Here is a 14,345-nt window from a genome sequence, read left to right as displayed (position 1 = left end):
GCCGACACCACGCCATGAAGAGCCACCGCACCCTGCGCTGGATCCTGCCCTCCGGCCGCACCGTCCACGCCGAACCCGCCACCCACGGCCTGACGCCCGACGTCGGGTCCGACGTCGAGCACCGCACCGCCCGGCTGCTCGTCGACCGCGGAGAGCCCCCAGTACGCTGACCCGCGTCCGACCCGACGGAGGAGACCCATGCTCGGAGTGAGCCGCGACGGCGACGTCGTCGTCCTGGAGCTGCAGCGCGAGGAGCGCCGCAACGCCCTCAACCTCGACCTGTGCCGCGCGATCGACGAGGCCGCGCGCGACGCGGTCGGCGACGGGCCCGCGAACGGGGGAGCGCGGGCCCTCGTCATCACCGGCCAGGGGACCGCGTTCTGCTCCGGGGCCGACCTCGGTGGCGTCTACGGGGACGAGTTCCTCGAGGCGCTGTACGGCATGCTGCACGGTCTCACCCGGCTGCCCGTCCCGATCGTCGCCGCCGTGAACGGCCCCGCCATCGGCGCCGGCACCCAGCTGGCCATCGCCTGCGACCTGCGGGTCGCCGACGAGCGGGCGAAGTTCGGCGTGCCCACCGCCCGCAACGGCATGGCCGTCGACGCGTGGACGATCCGCACGCTCGCCGCGCTGTCCGGCACCGGGCCGGCCCGTCGCATGATGCTGGCCGGCGAGCTCGTCGACCGCGACGAGGCGCTCGGCCACGGGCTCGTCGACAAGCCAGGCACGCTCGACGACGCGCTCGCCTGGGCGCACGAGATCGCCACGCTCGCGCCGCTCACCCTCGCCTACAACAAGCGCGTCCTCAACGACCTCGACGACGACGCCACCATCGAGCAGGGATTCCGCGACGTCTGGGCCAGCGAGGACGTGCGCGAGGCGGCCACCGCGCGCACCGAGAAGCGCACGCCCGTGTTCCGGGGGCGATGATGGCGAGCCTCGGGTTCGACCTGCTCGACCGGCACGTCATCGGCGGGGGCGCGGACGACCCGGCCACGTCGACCCTCACGTTCGCACGGTTGCTGGAGCGCTCGTCGTTCCTCGGCTCCGGCCTGCGGATGCTCGGCGTGCAGCCCGGTGACGAGGTCGGCGTGCAGGTGGCAGGCGACGACCGGGTGGTCGCCGTCTGCGCGTGCATCCGGATCGGTGCCGTTCCGGCGCCCGACGGCGCGGTCGTCGTGGCTTCCGCGACGCCGTGCTGGCGCACGCGGCCGACGTCGTCGAGCCGCTGCTCGCGCGCCGACCCGTCGGCTAGGAGCCCTCGGGCTCCAGACCGGCCCACGCCGCCACGCGGTCCCACGCGCGGCGGCGCAGGGCAGGGTCGTCCTTCGACCAGGGCAGGAAGCGGGGCGAGCGGCGACGCCGGTCGCACCAGAAGCCGTCGGGCCCGGTCACCGACGTCGGCGTGCCGACGAGCCACACCATCGTGTCCGCACCCTGCTCGGCCGTGCGCAGCACCGGCGCGACGAACTTCGCGAAGCCCGGCAGCGAGTCGGTGATCCCCGGCGTCTCGGCCCAGCCCGGGTGCATCGCGTGGCTCGCCAGGTGCGGGTGGCGCTCGGCGAGCAGCTCGGCCACCACCACCTGCAGCCGCTTCGTGCGGGCGTAGGCGCGGACCCCGTCGTAGTCGCCGTCGCGGTACTCCAGGTCGTCGACGAGCGCCGCCGTGAGCGGTGCCGTGTACATGCCCCCGGACGACACCCACACGACGCGGCCGTCGTCCGCCGCCTCCAGCAGCGGGCGGAGCAGCTCGGTCAGCAGCAGCGGGCCCAGCACGTGGGTGGCCAGCGTCAGCTCGTGGCCCTGCGCCGACTCCGTGCGCTCCTTCGGCATCACGCCCGCGTCGTGGACGATCGCGTGCAGCGCTCCGAGGTCCGACGTGAGCCGCTGCGCGTAGCGCCGGACGTCGTCGAGGTCGCTGATGTCGCACACCTCCTCGCGCAGGTCCGCCGCCGGCACGCTGCCCCGGATCTCGCGGGCCGCGTCGGCCAGCCGGTCGGCCTTGCGGCCCACGAGGTGCACCGTCGCGCCCAGGGCGGCGATGCCGGTGGCTGCCGCAGCGCCCAGGCCACCGCTCGCACCCGTGACCACGACGTGCCGCCCGCGGAGGGCGTCCGGCCCCGGGTCGGCGGGCCACCAGCGTCGTCGCAGCGCCGGTCCGATGCTGGAGTAGCCGGGCAGGACCGTCTTGTCGAGGACGGTGTCGGCGAGGTTCGCGAACGTCGAGGGCATGCACCCACGCTAGGCAGCCGCGCGTCCGCGGGCACGTCGAGCCGCGGTGGCGTCCGCTACAGGAGTCCGGCCTCGTGCATCGTGATGGCCACCTGCACGCGGTTGACCGCGTCCAGCTTCGTGAACAGGTGGGAGATGTGGGCCTTGACCGTCGCGAGGCTCAGGTGCAGCTCGGCGGCGATCTCCGCGTTCGAGGCGCCGCGCCCGATGGCGAGGGCCACGTCGCGCTCGCGGTCGGTCAACAGGGCCACGCGTCGTGCCGCGTCGGCCTCGCGGTTGCCGCCCGAGCCGTCGGTCACCTGGGCGATGAGCCGACGGGTGACGGCCGGGGAGAGCGCCGGCTCCCCGCTCAGCACGGTGCCGATGGACTCCACGATCTGCGCGGGCGGGGTGTCCTTGAGCAGGAACCCGTGGGCACCCGCGGCGAGCGCCCGCACAACGTAGTCGTCGGCGTCGAAGGTCGTCAGCACGAGCACGTGCGGTGGCGACGGCAGCGCGGTGATGGCGGCCGTCGCCTCGATGCCGTCCATGACCGGCATGCGCAGGTCCATCAGCACCACGTCGACGTCGTGGGAGCGCACGGCGGCGAGCGCCTCGCGCCCGTCGGACGCCTCGGCGACGACCTCGAGGTCGTCGGCGCCGCCGAGCATGAGCGAGAGCCCGGCGCGCACGAGCGCGTCGTCGTCGACGAGGAGGAGACGGGTGGGGCGGACGGACGTCACGCGGCCCACGGTATCCGCGCCTCCAGGACGTAGCGGCGGTCGGGCGACACCCGGTGCGACAGGCTGCCGCGCGCCAGCTCGACCCGCTCGCGCAGGCCGACGAGCCCCAGGCCCGACCCGGGCAGCGGTGCCGTCGGCGTGCCGAGCGGGAGGGGGTTGACGACTCGTACGTCCACGGTCTGCGCGCCGACGTCGACCGTCACCTGCACCGGCGTGCCGGCCGCGTGCTTGCGGGCGTTGGTCAGGCCCTCCTGCACCACGCGGTAGACGGTGCGCCCGGCGGCTCCCGCGACGTCGTCGAGGTCGCCCTGCAGATCCAGCTCCACCCGCATCCCGGCCGCCCGCGACTCCTCGACCAGCTCGACCACGTCGCGCGCCGTGGGCTGCGGCAGCTCCGGCACGGCGTCGCCCGGCCCCTCGCGCAGCACGCCGAGCACGCTGCGCAGCTCGGTCATCGCCTGGTGGGCGGTCTTCTGGATCGTCAGGGCGGTCTCGTGCACCTGCTCCCGTCCGAGGTCCTGGCGGTAGGCGAGGGCGCCCGCGTGCATGGTGACCAGGGAGATCCGGTGGGCGAGCACGTCGTGCATCTCGCGGGCGATGCGGGTGCGCTCCGCGCTGCGGGCCTGCGCGACCTTGGCCGCCTGCTCGGCCTCGGCGCTCTCCGCGCGTGAGCGCAGGGTCGCGAGCAGCTCGCGACGTGACCCCACGTACAGGCCCACCGCGACCAGGAGACCGATGACCACGACCACCACCGCGGCGTCGACGCGCGGATCCTCGCCCGGCAGCGGGTTGACGGCGACGACGAGGGGGATGGTCAGCAGGCACACCAGCGTCACCGGCAGGAGCTCGCCCAGGCGTCGGCGCGTGGCGAGGGAGACCAGGGCCAGGCAGGCCGCGCCACCTGAGCTGAACGAGCCGATGCTCACGACGTTCGTCACCAGCGCGACCGTGACGGGGAACCGGCGACGCCAGACCATCGCGAGCACCGTGCAGAGCACGCCCACGGTCACGTCGAGGACGAACCACAGCGGCGCGTGGCGCAGCTGCCAGACCCCGAGCTCGGCCCATGTGAGCGCGGTGACGGCGAGGACGAGGAGCAGCCGCCACGTGTGTCCCCACCAGGTCAGCGGGGGAGCGGTACCGGTCACCGACGACACGCTACCCAGGCCGGCGGACGCCCCACCATGACCGACGGACCGGGACGTCTCATACTTTCGGCGCGCCGATCATGGCTGCGCGACGGATGCGCCGCCGGGTCGACGTCCGCCAGAGTGGGACCATGATCCAGGTCCAGAACCTCACGAAGGCGTACGCCGGCTTCACGGCCGTCGACGACGTCAGCTTCACGTGCCGTCCCGGCGCCGTGACCGGCTTCCTCGGGCCGAACGGTGCCGGCAAGTCGACGACGATGCGCATCATCGCCGGACTGACGCCCCCGTCGAAGGGTGCGGCGACCGTCGGCGGGGTGAGCTACCGCGACATCCCCAACCCCGGCACGCAGGTCGGCGTCCTCCTCGACGCCTCGGCGCAGCACGCCGGCCGCACGGGCCGGGAGATCCTCACGATCGGCGCGCGCACCATGGGGCTGCCCCCGAGCCGCGTCGACGAGATGCTCGCGCTCGTCAGCCTGTCCGACAAGGAGTCGCGCCGGCGCGTCCGCAACTACTCGCTCGGCATGCGGCAGCGGCTCGGCATCGCGCACGCCCTCCTGGGGGAGCCGAAGATCCTCATGCTCGACGAGCCCGCCAACGGTCTCGACCCGGCGGGCATCCACTGGATGCGCGGCCTGCTCCGCGAGTACGCCGACCGCGGCGGCACGGTGCTCCTGTCGTCGCACCTGCTGCACGAGGTGCAGATCATCGCCGACGAGCTGATCGTCATCGGCAACGGGAAGATCGTGGCCCAGGGCACGAAGGAGGAGCTGCTGCAGGCGGCCGGCACCTACGTGCGCGGTCTCGAGCCCCGCGCGCTCGAGCAGGCGCTCACCAGCGCCGGCATCACCGTCACGCCGAGCGGCGAGGGCCTCACCACCGAGGCCGCGCCCGAGGTCGTCGGCAAGGCGGCCGCCGCCGCCGGCGTCGCCCTCGTCGAGCTGCGCCAGGCCGACGGCGCGGGCCTGGAGGAGATGTTCCTCCAGCTCACCGCCACCACCCAGCGCGACGCCGTCCCCACCGAAGGAGCCCAGGCATGAGCACCACCACCGCACCCGCGGTCAGCATCGACACCGACCGGCCGGGCATCCCCCTCACCCGCCTGGTGGGCGTGGAGGTCCGCAAGTCCTTCGACACGCGTGCCGGACGGTGGCTGAGCATCTCGATCCTCGGGCTCTGCGCCGTGGTCATGCTCGTCATCGCGTTCCTCGTCACCGACGGGGGCGAGTTCCAGGACTTCCCGTTCTTCATCCAGGCCATGGGCGGCACGCTCGGCTACTTCCTGCCGATCATCGCGATCATGCTGGTCACCTCCGAGTGGGGCCAGCGCACCGGGCTCGTCACGTTCACGCTCGAGCCTCGCCGTCCCCGGGTGGTGGCCGCGAAGCTGCTGGCCGGACTCATCATCTCCGTCGGCGTGATGCTGCTGTCGGCCCTGCTCGCGGCGGTCGGCACGTTCCTCGCGTCGAGCGTCCGCGGTGTCGACGTGTCGTGGTCGATCACCGGTCGCGAGGTCTTCAACTTCGCGGTGAGCAACCTGATCGGCGTGCTCATCGGCTTCGCGGTCGCCATGCTGCTGATGAACACGGCGGCCGCCATCGTCGGCTACTTCGTCTACACGCTGGTGCTGCCGATCGTCGTCGGCATCGTCGGCGGGCTCGTCGAGTGGTTCGGCGACCTCGCCCCGTGGATCGAGCTGAACACGGCCCTCGTGCCGCTGTTCACCGGCGACTTCGACCCGACCGGCGAGGAGTGGGCCCGCATCGCGACCGCCGGCACGATCTGGCTGGTGCTGCCGCTCGGCTTCGGCATCTACCGGCTGCTGCGCTCCGAGGTGAAGTGACCCCGGAGCGGTGAGACCTCCGGCGCCCGGGCGGGACACCCGGTGCCGGTGAGGGAGAATGGCGACATGCGCAAGCGTGTCGCCATTCTCGGTTCCACCGGCTCCATCGGCACCCAGGCCCTGGAGGTGGTCGAGGCCGCGCCCGAGCGGTTCGACGTCGTCGCGCTCGCGGCCGGCGGGGCCGACCCGGCCCTGCTCGCCGCCCAGGCCATCCGGCACGAGGTCGAGGTGGTCGCCGTCGCGCGCGCCACGTCGGCGCAGGACGTGCAGCTCGCCCTCTACGCCGAGGCGAAGCGACGCGGCTGGTCCGAGGGCGACCACCGCGTGCCCCGCCTGCTCGCCGGTCCCGACGCCGCCACCGAGGTCGCGCGCACCGACGTCGACGTCGTGCTCAACGGCATGACCGGTGCGGTCGGCCTCGAGCCGACGCTCGCGGCGCTCGACACCGGCACGACCCTCGCCCTGGCGAACAAGGAGTCGCTGATCATCGGCGGCGAGCTCGTCACGTCACGCGTGCGCCCCGGCCAGCTCGTGCCCGTCGACTCCGAGCACTCCGCGATCGCGCAGGCCCTGCGCGGCGAGCGCGTCGAGGACGTGCAGCGGCTCCTCGTGACCGCCAGCGGCGGCCCGTTCCGCGGACGCAGCCGCGCCGAGCTCGCCGACGTGACGCCCGAGCAGGCGATGGCGCACCCGACGTGGGACATGGGTCCGGTCATCACCATCAACTCCGCGACGCTCGTCAACAAGGGCCTGGAGGTGATCGAGGCGCACCTGCTGTTCGGCATCGACTTCGACCGCATCGACGTGGTCGTGCACCCGTCGTCGGTCGTGCACTCCATGGTCGAGTACGTCGACGGCTCGACGATGGTGCAGGCCTCGCCCCCGGACATGCGGCTGCCGATCGCACTGGGGCTCGCCTGGCCCGAGCGCGTGCCGGGCTCGGCGCGCGGCTGCGACTGGACCTCGCCGACCTCCTGGGAGTTCTTCCCGCTCGACGAGACCGCATTCCCCGCCGTGTCGCTGGCCCGGCGCGCCGGGTCGTTCGGCCGCACGGCCCCAGCCGTCCTCAACGCGGCCAACGAGGTGTGCGTCGACGCGTTCGTCAGCGGCGACTTGGGGTTCCTTGGCATCGTGGACACGGTGGGCACGGTCCTCGACGAGCACCTGCGCGACCCGGACGCCGCCCACGCCGACCTGACCCTCGAGCGCGTGCTCGAGGCCGACACCCTGGCCCGCGAGCGGGCGAGGACCCTGGTGGAGGAAGTGTCCATGAGTGCAACCGGCGGAGCCCGCGCGTGACCGCGCTGATCTACACGCTCGGCGTCGTCGTCTTCGTGCTGGGCGTCATCGCGTCGATCGCCCTGCACGAGCTCGGCCACATGGTCCCGGCGAAGAGGTTCGGCATCAAGGTCACCCAGTACTTCGTCGGGTTCGGCAGCACGATCTGGTCGGTCAAGCGGGGCGAGACCGAGTACGGCATCAAGTCGATCCCGCTCGGCGGCTACGTGAAGCTCGTCGGCATGCTGCCGCCCGAGCGGCGCGACGGCGTCGCGGCCGACCCCCACGAGGTCCGCGCGACCAGCACCGGTCTCTTCACCCAGCTCGTCAGCGACGCGCGCCACGCGGAGCACGAGCTGATCGAGGACGACGACCTCGAGCGTCTCTTCTACCGCAAGCCCTGGTGGCAGAAGCTGATCGTGATGGCCGGCGGACCGCTCGTCAACGTCGCCATCGCCGTCGTGCTGTTCGCGGTCGTGCTCATGGGCTTCGGCGCACTCACCCCGACGACGACCGTCCAGGCGGTCTCCGACTGCGCCATCACCGACGCCGAGGCGGGTCGCGCCTGCACCGACGCCGACCCCGTGACCCCGGCCAAGCAGGCCGGCCTGCAGCCCGGCGACCGGTTCGTCTCGTTCAACGGCGAGCGGATCACGTCGTGGGAGCAGCTGTCGGGCCTGATCCGCGCCAACGGCGACCGCGAGGCCCGTCTCGTCGTCGACCGCGACGGTCGCGAGGTGTCCGCCGACGTCCCGACCGCCGTGCTCGCGCGCACCTCGCTCGACGACCCGCAGCGCACCGAGAAGGTCGGCTTCCTCGGCGTCACGCCGACCGAGACCATGCAGCGTCAGGGACCGGGCGCCGTCGTGGACGTCATGAGCGAGCAGGTCGCGGCCACGGCCAGCGCCATCGCCCACCTGCCGGTGCGCATGGTCGAGGTCACCAAGGCGGCGTTCGGCGCGGAGCGACCCGCCGACGGCCCGATCAGCGTGGTCGGCGCCAGCCGGGTCGCCGGCGAGCTCGTCACGGTCGACGAGCCCAGCTGGGCGGAGCGCGCCCAGCGGCTGCTGGCCCTGCTCGCCTCGCTGAACCTGTTCCTCGCGCTGTTCAACTTCATCCCGCTGCTGCCCCTCGACGGGGGCCACATCGCCGGTGCGCTCTGGGAGGCCGTGCGTCGGGGATGGGCGCGTCTGCGCCGCCGCCCGGACCCCGGATACGTCGACGTGGCGAGGATGCTGCCCGTCGCCTACGTGGTGGGTGGCATCCTGATGGTCATGAGCGTCATCCTGATCTACGCCGACATCGTGAACCCGGTGAGCATCTCGTGAGCGCCGGGTCCGTCCCGGTCTCGCTCGGGATGCCCGAGGCGCCGCCGCCGGTCCTCAGCCCGCGACGCAAGAGCCGCAAGATCAAGGTCGGCACGGTCGACGTGGGTGGCGACGCGCCCGTCTCGGTGCAGTCCATGACCACGACGCTGACGTCCGACGTGAACACCACGCTGCAGCAGATCGCCGAGCTCACCGCGGCCGGCTGCGACATCGTGCGCGTCGCGTGCCCCAGCCAGGACGACGCCGACGCGCTGCCCGACATCGCGCGCAAGAGCCAGATCCCCGTCATCGCCGACATCCACTTCCAGCCGAAGTACGTGTTCGCCGCGATCGACGCCGGCTGCGCGGCCGTGCGCGTGAACCCGGGCAACATCCGCAAGTTCGACGACCAGGTCGGTGCGATCGCCCGGGCCGCGAAGGACGCCGGCGTCTCGCTGCGCATCGGCGTCAACGCGGGCTCGCTCGACAAGCGCCTGCTCGAGAAGTACGGCAAGGCCACGCCGGAGGCGCTCGTCGAGTCGGCCGTGTGGGAGGCGTCGCTGTTCGAGGAGCACGACTTCCACGACTTCAAGATCTCGGTCAAGCACAACGACCCCGTCATCATGGCACAGGCCTACGAGATGCTCGCCGAGCGCGGCGACTGGCCGCTCCACCTCGGCGTCACCGAGGCCGGACCGGCGTTCCAGGGCACCATCAAGAGCGCCACGGCGTTCGGCTACCTCCTCGGCAAGGGCATCGGCGACACCATCCGCGTCTCGCTGTCCGCCCCGCCGGTCGAGGAAGTCAAGGTCGGCATCCAGATCCTCCAGTCGCTCAACCTGCGACCGCGCAAGCTCGAGATCGTGTCCTGCCCGTCGTGCGGGCGCGCCCAGGTCGACGTCTACACGCTCGCCGAGCAGGTGACCGCCGGTCTCGACGGTCTCGAGGTGCCGCTGCGCGTCGCCGTCATGGGCTGCGTCGTCAACGGTCCCGGCGAGGCACGGGAGGCCGACCTCGGCGTCGCGTCGGGCAATGGCAAGGGCCAGATCTTCGTCAAGGGCGAGGTCATCAAGACCGTGCCCGAGAGCAAGATCGTCGAGACGCTCATCGAGGAGGCCCTGCGCATCGCCGAGGACATGGAGCCGGAGGACGGCGCGACCGCCTCGGTGACGGTCTCGGGCTGAACGTCCGCCGTCCGTCCCAGGTCGCGCTCGTCGAGGGGCGACGGCCGGCCCGCTGGCCTAGGCTGTCCGCAGCCGGGCGAGCGGCCTGCGGAGCGAGGAGCACACGATGATCGAGCTGGTGCCGGTCGCGTCCGACGCCACCGGGCGCCGTGACCAGCAGGTCCGGCTGCTCGGACCCGACGACCGCGTCGAGCTCGAGGCGCTGATGGCCCGCGACGAGCGCGCGAACCTCTTCGTGCGCCACCGCGTCGCCGAGACCGGTCTGCGCAGCCTCATGCTCGGCGGCACGATGCTCGGCTGCTTCCGCGACGGCCGGCTCGTCGCCGCCTGCCACTGCGGCGCCAACCTCGTGCCCGTGGAGGCCGACGCCGACGCCGTCGACGGGTTCGCGCGTCAGCTGCTCCTCACCGGTGTCGCGCCCGGCATGCGACGCAGCGCGTCGCTCGTCGGCCGCCAGGCCGCCGTCATGCGGCTGTGGTCGAGGCTCGAGCAGGACTGGGGTCCCGCGCGGTCGGTGCGGGCCGACCAGCCGTTCCTCGCCATCGACGACGAGCCGGCGGTCGCGCCGGACCCGCGGCTGCGCCGCGTCATGATCGACGAGGTCGACGTGCTGTACCCGGCGTCCGTGGCGATGTTCCGCGAGGAGGTCGGCATCGACCCCGAGGCGGGAGGCGGCGCGGGCTACCGGGCCCGGGTGGCGCAGCTCGTCGCCCGGGGCTGGGCGTTCGCGATCATCGAGGACGGCGAGGTGCTCTTCAAGACGGAGGTCGGCGCCGCCGCCGACGGCGTCTGCCAGCTGCAGGGCGTCTGGGTGCACCCCGACCACCGTGGTCGAGGCATCGCGGCACCAGCACTCGCCGGCGTCGTGCGGCTGGTGCAGCGTGACGTCGCGTCCGACGTCACGCTCTACGTCAACGACTTCAACACGGCCGCCCGGGCCACCTACGCTCGCGTCGGCCTGCGCCAGGTCGACACGTTCGCGTCGATCCTGCTGTAGACCGGCCCGCGTCGTCAGTCGCCCGAGGTGTCCCGTCCGCGTCACCACCGCGGTCGCCTAGGGTGCGGACATGGATCGTGACGTGAAGGCCCTGGCCGCCCTGCTCGCCGTCGCCGGGGTCGCGCACTTCGTGAAGCCCGAGCCGTTCGAGCAGATGGTGCCGCGTGCGCTCCCGCGCCGGCGCGAGCTCGTGCACGCCTCGGGGGTCGTGGAGGTGGCCTGCGCGGCGCTGCTCGCGCACCCCCGCACGCGACGCGCCGGGGGGCTGGCCGCCGCCGGGCTCCTCGTGGGGGTCTTCCCGGCCAACCTGCAGATGACGGCCGACGTGCTGCGCAGCCGTCGCGCCTCGCCCGTGCTGAAGGCCGGGGTCGTCGGCCGGCTGCCGCTGCAGGTGCCGCTCGTGCGCACGGCCCTCAAGGCCTCGCGCGGCGCTCGATAGGGTCGGCCCATGCGCATGTCCCAGCTGTTCCTGCGAACCCTCCGCGACGACCCGGCGGACGCGGAGGTCCCGAGCCACAAGCTGCTCGTCCGGGCCGGCTACGTGCGGCGCGTCGCGCCGGGCATCTACTCCTGGCTGCCGCTCGGGCTCAAGGTCCTGGCCAAGGTCGAGGAGATCGTCCGCGAGGAGATGGAGGGGATCGGGTCGCAGGAGGTCCGCTTTCCCGCGCTGCTGCCGCGCGAGCCCTACGAGGCGACGAACCGCTGGACCGAGTACGGCCCCAACCTGTTCCGCCTGCACGACCGTCGCGGCAACGACATGCTGCTCGGCCCCACGCACGAGGAGATGTTCGCGCTCCTGGTCAAGGACCTCTACGGCTCCTACAAGGACCTGCCGCTGAGCCTGTACCAGATTCAGACGAAGTACCGCGACGAGGCGCGGCCCCGCGCCGGCATCCTGCGCGGCCGCGAGTTCGTCATGAAGGACTCCTACTCCTTCGACGTGACCGACGAGGGCCTCGAGCGCAGCTACCAGGCGCACCGCGAGGCCTACGTGCGCATCTTCGACCGGCTCGGTCTCGACTACGTCGTCGTGCAGGCCGACTCCGGCGCCATGGGCGGCTCGGCCAGCGAGGAGTTCCTCGCCGTCGCCGAGATCGGGGAGGACACCTTCGTCCGCTCGCCCGGCGGCTACGCGGCCAACGTCGAGGCCGTGGTCACGGTGGCGCCCGACCCCCAGCCCTACGACGGGCTGCCGGCCGCGCACGCCGAGCAGACGCCCGACACCCCGACCATCGACACGCTCGTCGCGCACCTCAACGAGCGGTTCCCGCGCGAGGACCGTCCCTGGACCGGCGCCGACACGCTGAAGAACGTCCTCGTGGTGCTGCGCCACCCCGACGGCTCCCGCGAGCCGCTCGCGATCGGCGTCCCCGGCGACCGCGAGGTCGACGCCAAGCGGCTCGAGACGCAGGTCGCGCCGGCCGACGTCGAGCCGTTCACGGAGGAGGACTTCGCCGCCCACCCGGCGCTCAAGAAGGGCTACATCGGCCCCGGCGTGCTGGGGGAGGAGTCCGAGACCGGCATCCGCTACCTCGTCGACCCCCGGGTCGTCGACGGCACGCGCTGGGTCACCGGGGCGGACGTGGCCGGCTCGCACGTCATCGACCTCGTGGCCGGTCGCGACTTCACCGCCGACGGCACGATCGAGGCGGCCGAGGTGCGTGCGGGCGACCCCGCGCCCGACGGCTCGGGTCCGCTCGAGCTCGCCCGCGGCATCGAGATGGGGCACATCTTCCAGCTCGGCCGCAAGTACGCCGAGGCGCTCGACCTCAAGGTGCTCGACGAGAACGGCAAGCTCGTCACCGTCACGATGGGCTCCTACGGCGTCGGCATCTCACGAGCCGTGGCCGCCGTCGTCGAGAGCTCGCACGACGAGCTTGGCATCGTCTGGCCGCGCGAGCTCGCGCCCTTCGACGTCCACGTCGTGGTCGCCGGGAAGCAGCCCGAGCTGTTCGAGGCGGCCGACCGGCTCGTCGCCGAGCTCGAGGCCGCCGGCCTCGACGTGCTCTACGACGACCGTCCGAAGGTGTCGCCCGGCGTCAAGTTCAAGGACGCGGAGCTGCTCGGCATGCCGACGACCGTCGTCGTGGGCAAGGGGCTGGCCGACGGGCTGCTGGAGGTCAAGGACCGCGCCAGCGGCACCCGACGCGACGTGGCCCTCGCCGACGTCATCACCGAGGTCCGCGGCGTCTGCCGCTGACCCTAGAGCTCAGCCTCGGTCGAGTCCGGGGAAGGCGCTGGGGCCGGCGCCCCAGCTCGTCGCCTCCAGCGCCGAGGCCCGCAGCGACCGGACGGCCTCGCGACGGTCGTCCGCGCTGCCGAGCGCCACGAGCGGCACGATGGCGCGGCACATCCGCTCGGCCACGTCGGCGAGCCGCTGACGGGCCTGGTCGACGGAGCGGGGAGGCACGCCGTACGCCGCCTGCGGGCCCACGGGCGTCGCCCCGGCTGCCGCCACCCGCGCGACGAGCACGTCGCGTGCCCGCTCGTGGCGACGGAGTGCCGCGCGCGCGGCGTCGTCGAGCGCGGGGAACCTGCCCGCGCTGAGGGAGGTCAGCCAGACGGCCTCGTGCTCGAGCGCGAGGCGGCGCTGCAGGGGGCCGACGGGGGACGGGTCGCCCACGTCACGCACCTCCCGCCCGGCGGCCCAGCGTGCGGGCGACCTGCGCCTGCCCGGCCGCGAGCGAGGCCAGCACCCTGGCCAGGTCGGGCGAGACCGCTGCGAGAGCGTCGGTCTGGCGTCGGCTGGCGGTCCGGTTGAGGTCGGCCACGACGGTGGCGACGTCGGACGACGTGGTCGAGGTCGAGGCGTCGACCTCCACTGCGCCGCCGAGCCCGTCGAGCTGGGTCCTCAGCACCGTGACGAGGTCGTCGGTACGGACCTCCTCGAGGCGGCCGACCGACGCGGCGAGCGCGACCTGGTCGACCGCGGCGCGCTCCAGCAGACGGGTGTCCCCAGGGTCCGGCATCGGGCGCGGTCGCGCCCCGAGCGCACGCAGCACGTCGTCGTCGCGGCCCGCGACGTGCAGGCCCGCGCCGGCCGCCACGACGGCGACCCCGCCTCCCACGACGACGCGACGGCTGACCATCCCGTCAGGCTAATGGGTGCCCGCTAGAGTGAGGGTCGCGTGGTCGCCCAGCGGCACCGCGCACCGGACGTGCCGACAACAGAACACAGGAGGCTGCACGACATGGCGGACCCGCAGGCCGACACCGTGAGGGACGAGGTCGCCGGACCCCTTGCCGCCCTCGGACTCGACCTCGAGGCGGTCGAGCTCTCCCGCTCCGGTACCCGGCGCTTCCTGAGGATCGCGGTCGACGCCGACGGCGGCGTCCCGCTCGACCTGATCACCGACGCCACCCGCGTCGTCTCCGCCGCGCTCGACGACGGCACGGCCATGGGGGAGCAGCCCTACACGCTCGAGGTCACGTCCCGCGGGCTCGACCGTCCGCTGACCGAGCCCCGGCACTGGCGGCGCAACGTCGGCCGGCTCGTCGCCGTGACGCTGCACGACGGTCCCGCCGTCACCGGACGGGTCGTCGGCAGCGACGACACCGGTGTCGAGATCACCGTGAAGGGTCAGCAGCGCCGGATCGCCTACGCCGACGTCGCCCGCGCCCTCGTCACGCC

The 14,345-nt window shown here is 73.2% G+C and carries 15 protein-coding genes and 1 pseudogene; 11 read left to right on the top strand and 5 right to left on the bottom strand.

Annotated elements, in window-relative coordinates; all coding sequences use genetic code 11:
* The first annotated feature begins 198 nt into the window (after positions 1-198).
* A complete protein-coding gene (locus tag A6Q79_RS07980) occupies positions 199-930 on the top strand; it encodes an enoyl-CoA hydratase (protein WP_286689190.1) in 732 nt (243 codons plus the stop codon).
* Positions 927-1,151 (top strand): annotated as a pseudogene (locus A6Q79_RS18590) (AMP-binding protein); the annotation flags it as partial. The gene A6Q79_RS07980 and the pseudogene A6Q79_RS18590, both read left to right, overlap by 4 nt.
* 100 nt (positions 1,152-1,251) lie before the next feature.
* On the opposite strand, the gene A6Q79_RS07975 reads toward A6Q79_RS18590, so the two are convergent.
* The 3 genes from A6Q79_RS07975 to A6Q79_RS07965 are packed head-to-tail and all read right to left on the bottom strand — an operon-like array spanning position 1,252 to position 4,102.
* The gene (locus tag A6Q79_RS07975) at positions 1,252-2,232 is read right to left on the bottom strand and encodes an SDR family NAD(P)-dependent oxidoreductase (protein WP_286689188.1); all 981 of its coding nucleotides are present in this window, start codon (positions 2,230-2,232) and stop codon (positions 1,252-1,254) included.
* 56 nt (positions 2,233-2,288) lie between these two features.
* Positions 2,289-2,954 carry a response regulator transcription factor gene (locus A6Q79_RS07970; RefSeq protein WP_286689187.1) on the bottom strand — a complete coding sequence of 222 codons (666 nt, stop codon included), beginning with the start codon at positions 2,952-2,954 and terminating at the stop codon, positions 2,289-2,291.
* Complete coding sequence (locus A6Q79_RS07965; RefSeq protein ID WP_286689186.1) at positions 2,951-4,102, bottom strand: sensor histidine kinase; 1,152 nt, start codon at positions 4,100-4,102, stop codon at positions 2,951-2,953. The genes A6Q79_RS07970 and A6Q79_RS07965 overlap by 4 nt, the downstream gene beginning before the upstream one ends.
* A gap of 131 nt (positions 4,103-4,233) precedes the next feature.
* Here A6Q79_RS07965 and A6Q79_RS07960 point away from each other — a divergent pair, with 131 nt between their 5' ends.
* The 8 genes from A6Q79_RS07960 (at position 4,234) to A6Q79_RS07925 (ending at position 12,914) form a co-directional block, all read left to right on the top strand.
* The gene (locus A6Q79_RS07960; RefSeq protein WP_286689185.1) at positions 4,234-5,145 is read left to right on the top strand and encodes an ABC transporter ATP-binding protein; all 912 of its coding nucleotides are present in this window, start codon (positions 4,234-4,236) and stop codon (positions 5,143-5,145) included.
* On the top strand, positions 5,142-5,948 hold the full coding sequence (locus A6Q79_RS07955; RefSeq protein WP_286689184.1) for an ABC transporter permease: 807 nt from the start codon (positions 5,142-5,144) through the stop codon (positions 5,946-5,948). The genes A6Q79_RS07960 and A6Q79_RS07955 overlap by 4 nt, the downstream gene beginning before the upstream one ends.
* Before the next feature lie 66 nt (positions 5,949-6,014).
* Positions 6,015-7,247 (top strand): 1-deoxy-D-xylulose-5-phosphate reductoisomerase, encoded by a 1,233-nt coding sequence (gene dxr, locus A6Q79_RS07950; RefSeq protein WP_286689183.1) that lies wholly within the window; start codon positions 6,015-6,017, stop codon positions 7,245-7,247.
* Entirely contained in the window at positions 7,244-8,554 is a 1,311-nt protein-coding gene (locus A6Q79_RS07945) for an RIP metalloprotease (protein ID WP_286689182.1), read from the top strand. Before dxr ends, A6Q79_RS07945 begins: the two co-directional genes overlap by 4 nt.
* 29 nt (positions 8,555-8,583) lie before the next feature.
* The gene (ispG, locus tag A6Q79_RS07940) at positions 8,584-9,717 is read left to right on the top strand and encodes a flavodoxin-dependent (E)-4-hydroxy-3-methylbut-2-enyl-diphosphate synthase (RefSeq protein ID WP_286689202.1); all 1,134 of its coding nucleotides are present in this window, start codon (positions 8,584-8,586) and stop codon (positions 9,715-9,717) included.
* A 106-nt stretch (positions 9,718-9,823) separates the two neighbouring features.
* Entirely contained in the window at positions 9,824-10,714 is an 891-nt protein-coding gene (locus A6Q79_RS07935) for a GNAT family N-acetyltransferase (RefSeq protein WP_286689181.1), read from the top strand.
* A gap of 70 nt (positions 10,715-10,784) precedes the next feature.
* Positions 10,785-11,153 carry a DoxX family protein gene (locus A6Q79_RS07930; RefSeq protein WP_253024830.1) on the top strand — a complete coding sequence of 123 codons (369 nt, stop codon included), beginning with the start codon at positions 10,785-10,787 and terminating at the stop codon, positions 11,151-11,153.
* Between the two features lie 15 nt (positions 11,154-11,168).
* The gene (locus A6Q79_RS07925; RefSeq protein ID WP_286689201.1) at positions 11,169-12,914 is read left to right on the top strand and encodes a proline--tRNA ligase; all 1,746 of its coding nucleotides are present in this window, start codon (positions 11,169-11,171) and stop codon (positions 12,912-12,914) included.
* Between the two features lie 9 nt (positions 12,915-12,923).
* Here A6Q79_RS07925 and A6Q79_RS07920 read toward each other — a convergent pair whose 3' ends face one another.
* Together A6Q79_RS07920 and A6Q79_RS07915 are read right to left on the bottom strand one after the other, a co-directional pair.
* The gene (locus tag A6Q79_RS07920) at positions 12,924-13,337 is read right to left on the bottom strand and encodes a DUF4439 domain-containing protein (RefSeq protein ID WP_253024828.1); all 414 of its coding nucleotides are present in this window, start codon (positions 13,335-13,337) and stop codon (positions 12,924-12,926) included.
* A 1-nt stretch (position 13,338) separates the two neighbouring features.
* Positions 13,339-13,803, bottom strand: coding sequence for a hypothetical protein (locus A6Q79_RS07915; protein ID WP_286689180.1), 465 nt, complete (start codon positions 13,801-13,803; stop codon positions 13,339-13,341).
* 102 nt (positions 13,804-13,905) lie between these two features.
* Between A6Q79_RS07915 and rimP the strand changes: the two genes are divergently transcribed.
* Positions 13,906-14,345, top strand: a 440-nt coding sequence (gene rimP, locus A6Q79_RS07910) for a ribosome maturation factor RimP (RefSeq protein WP_317697594.1), incomplete at its 3' end; no start/stop codon positions are given.

The organism is Aeromicrobium sp. REDSEA-S32_B7, assembly GCF_001626145.1.
Lineage (GTDB): Bacteria > Actinomycetota > Actinomycetes > Propionibacteriales > Nocardioidaceae > Aeromicrobium > Aeromicrobium erythreum.
The sequence above is the reverse complement of the archived record's forward strand: the minus strand, read 5'-3'. Positions and strand labels throughout refer to the sequence as shown.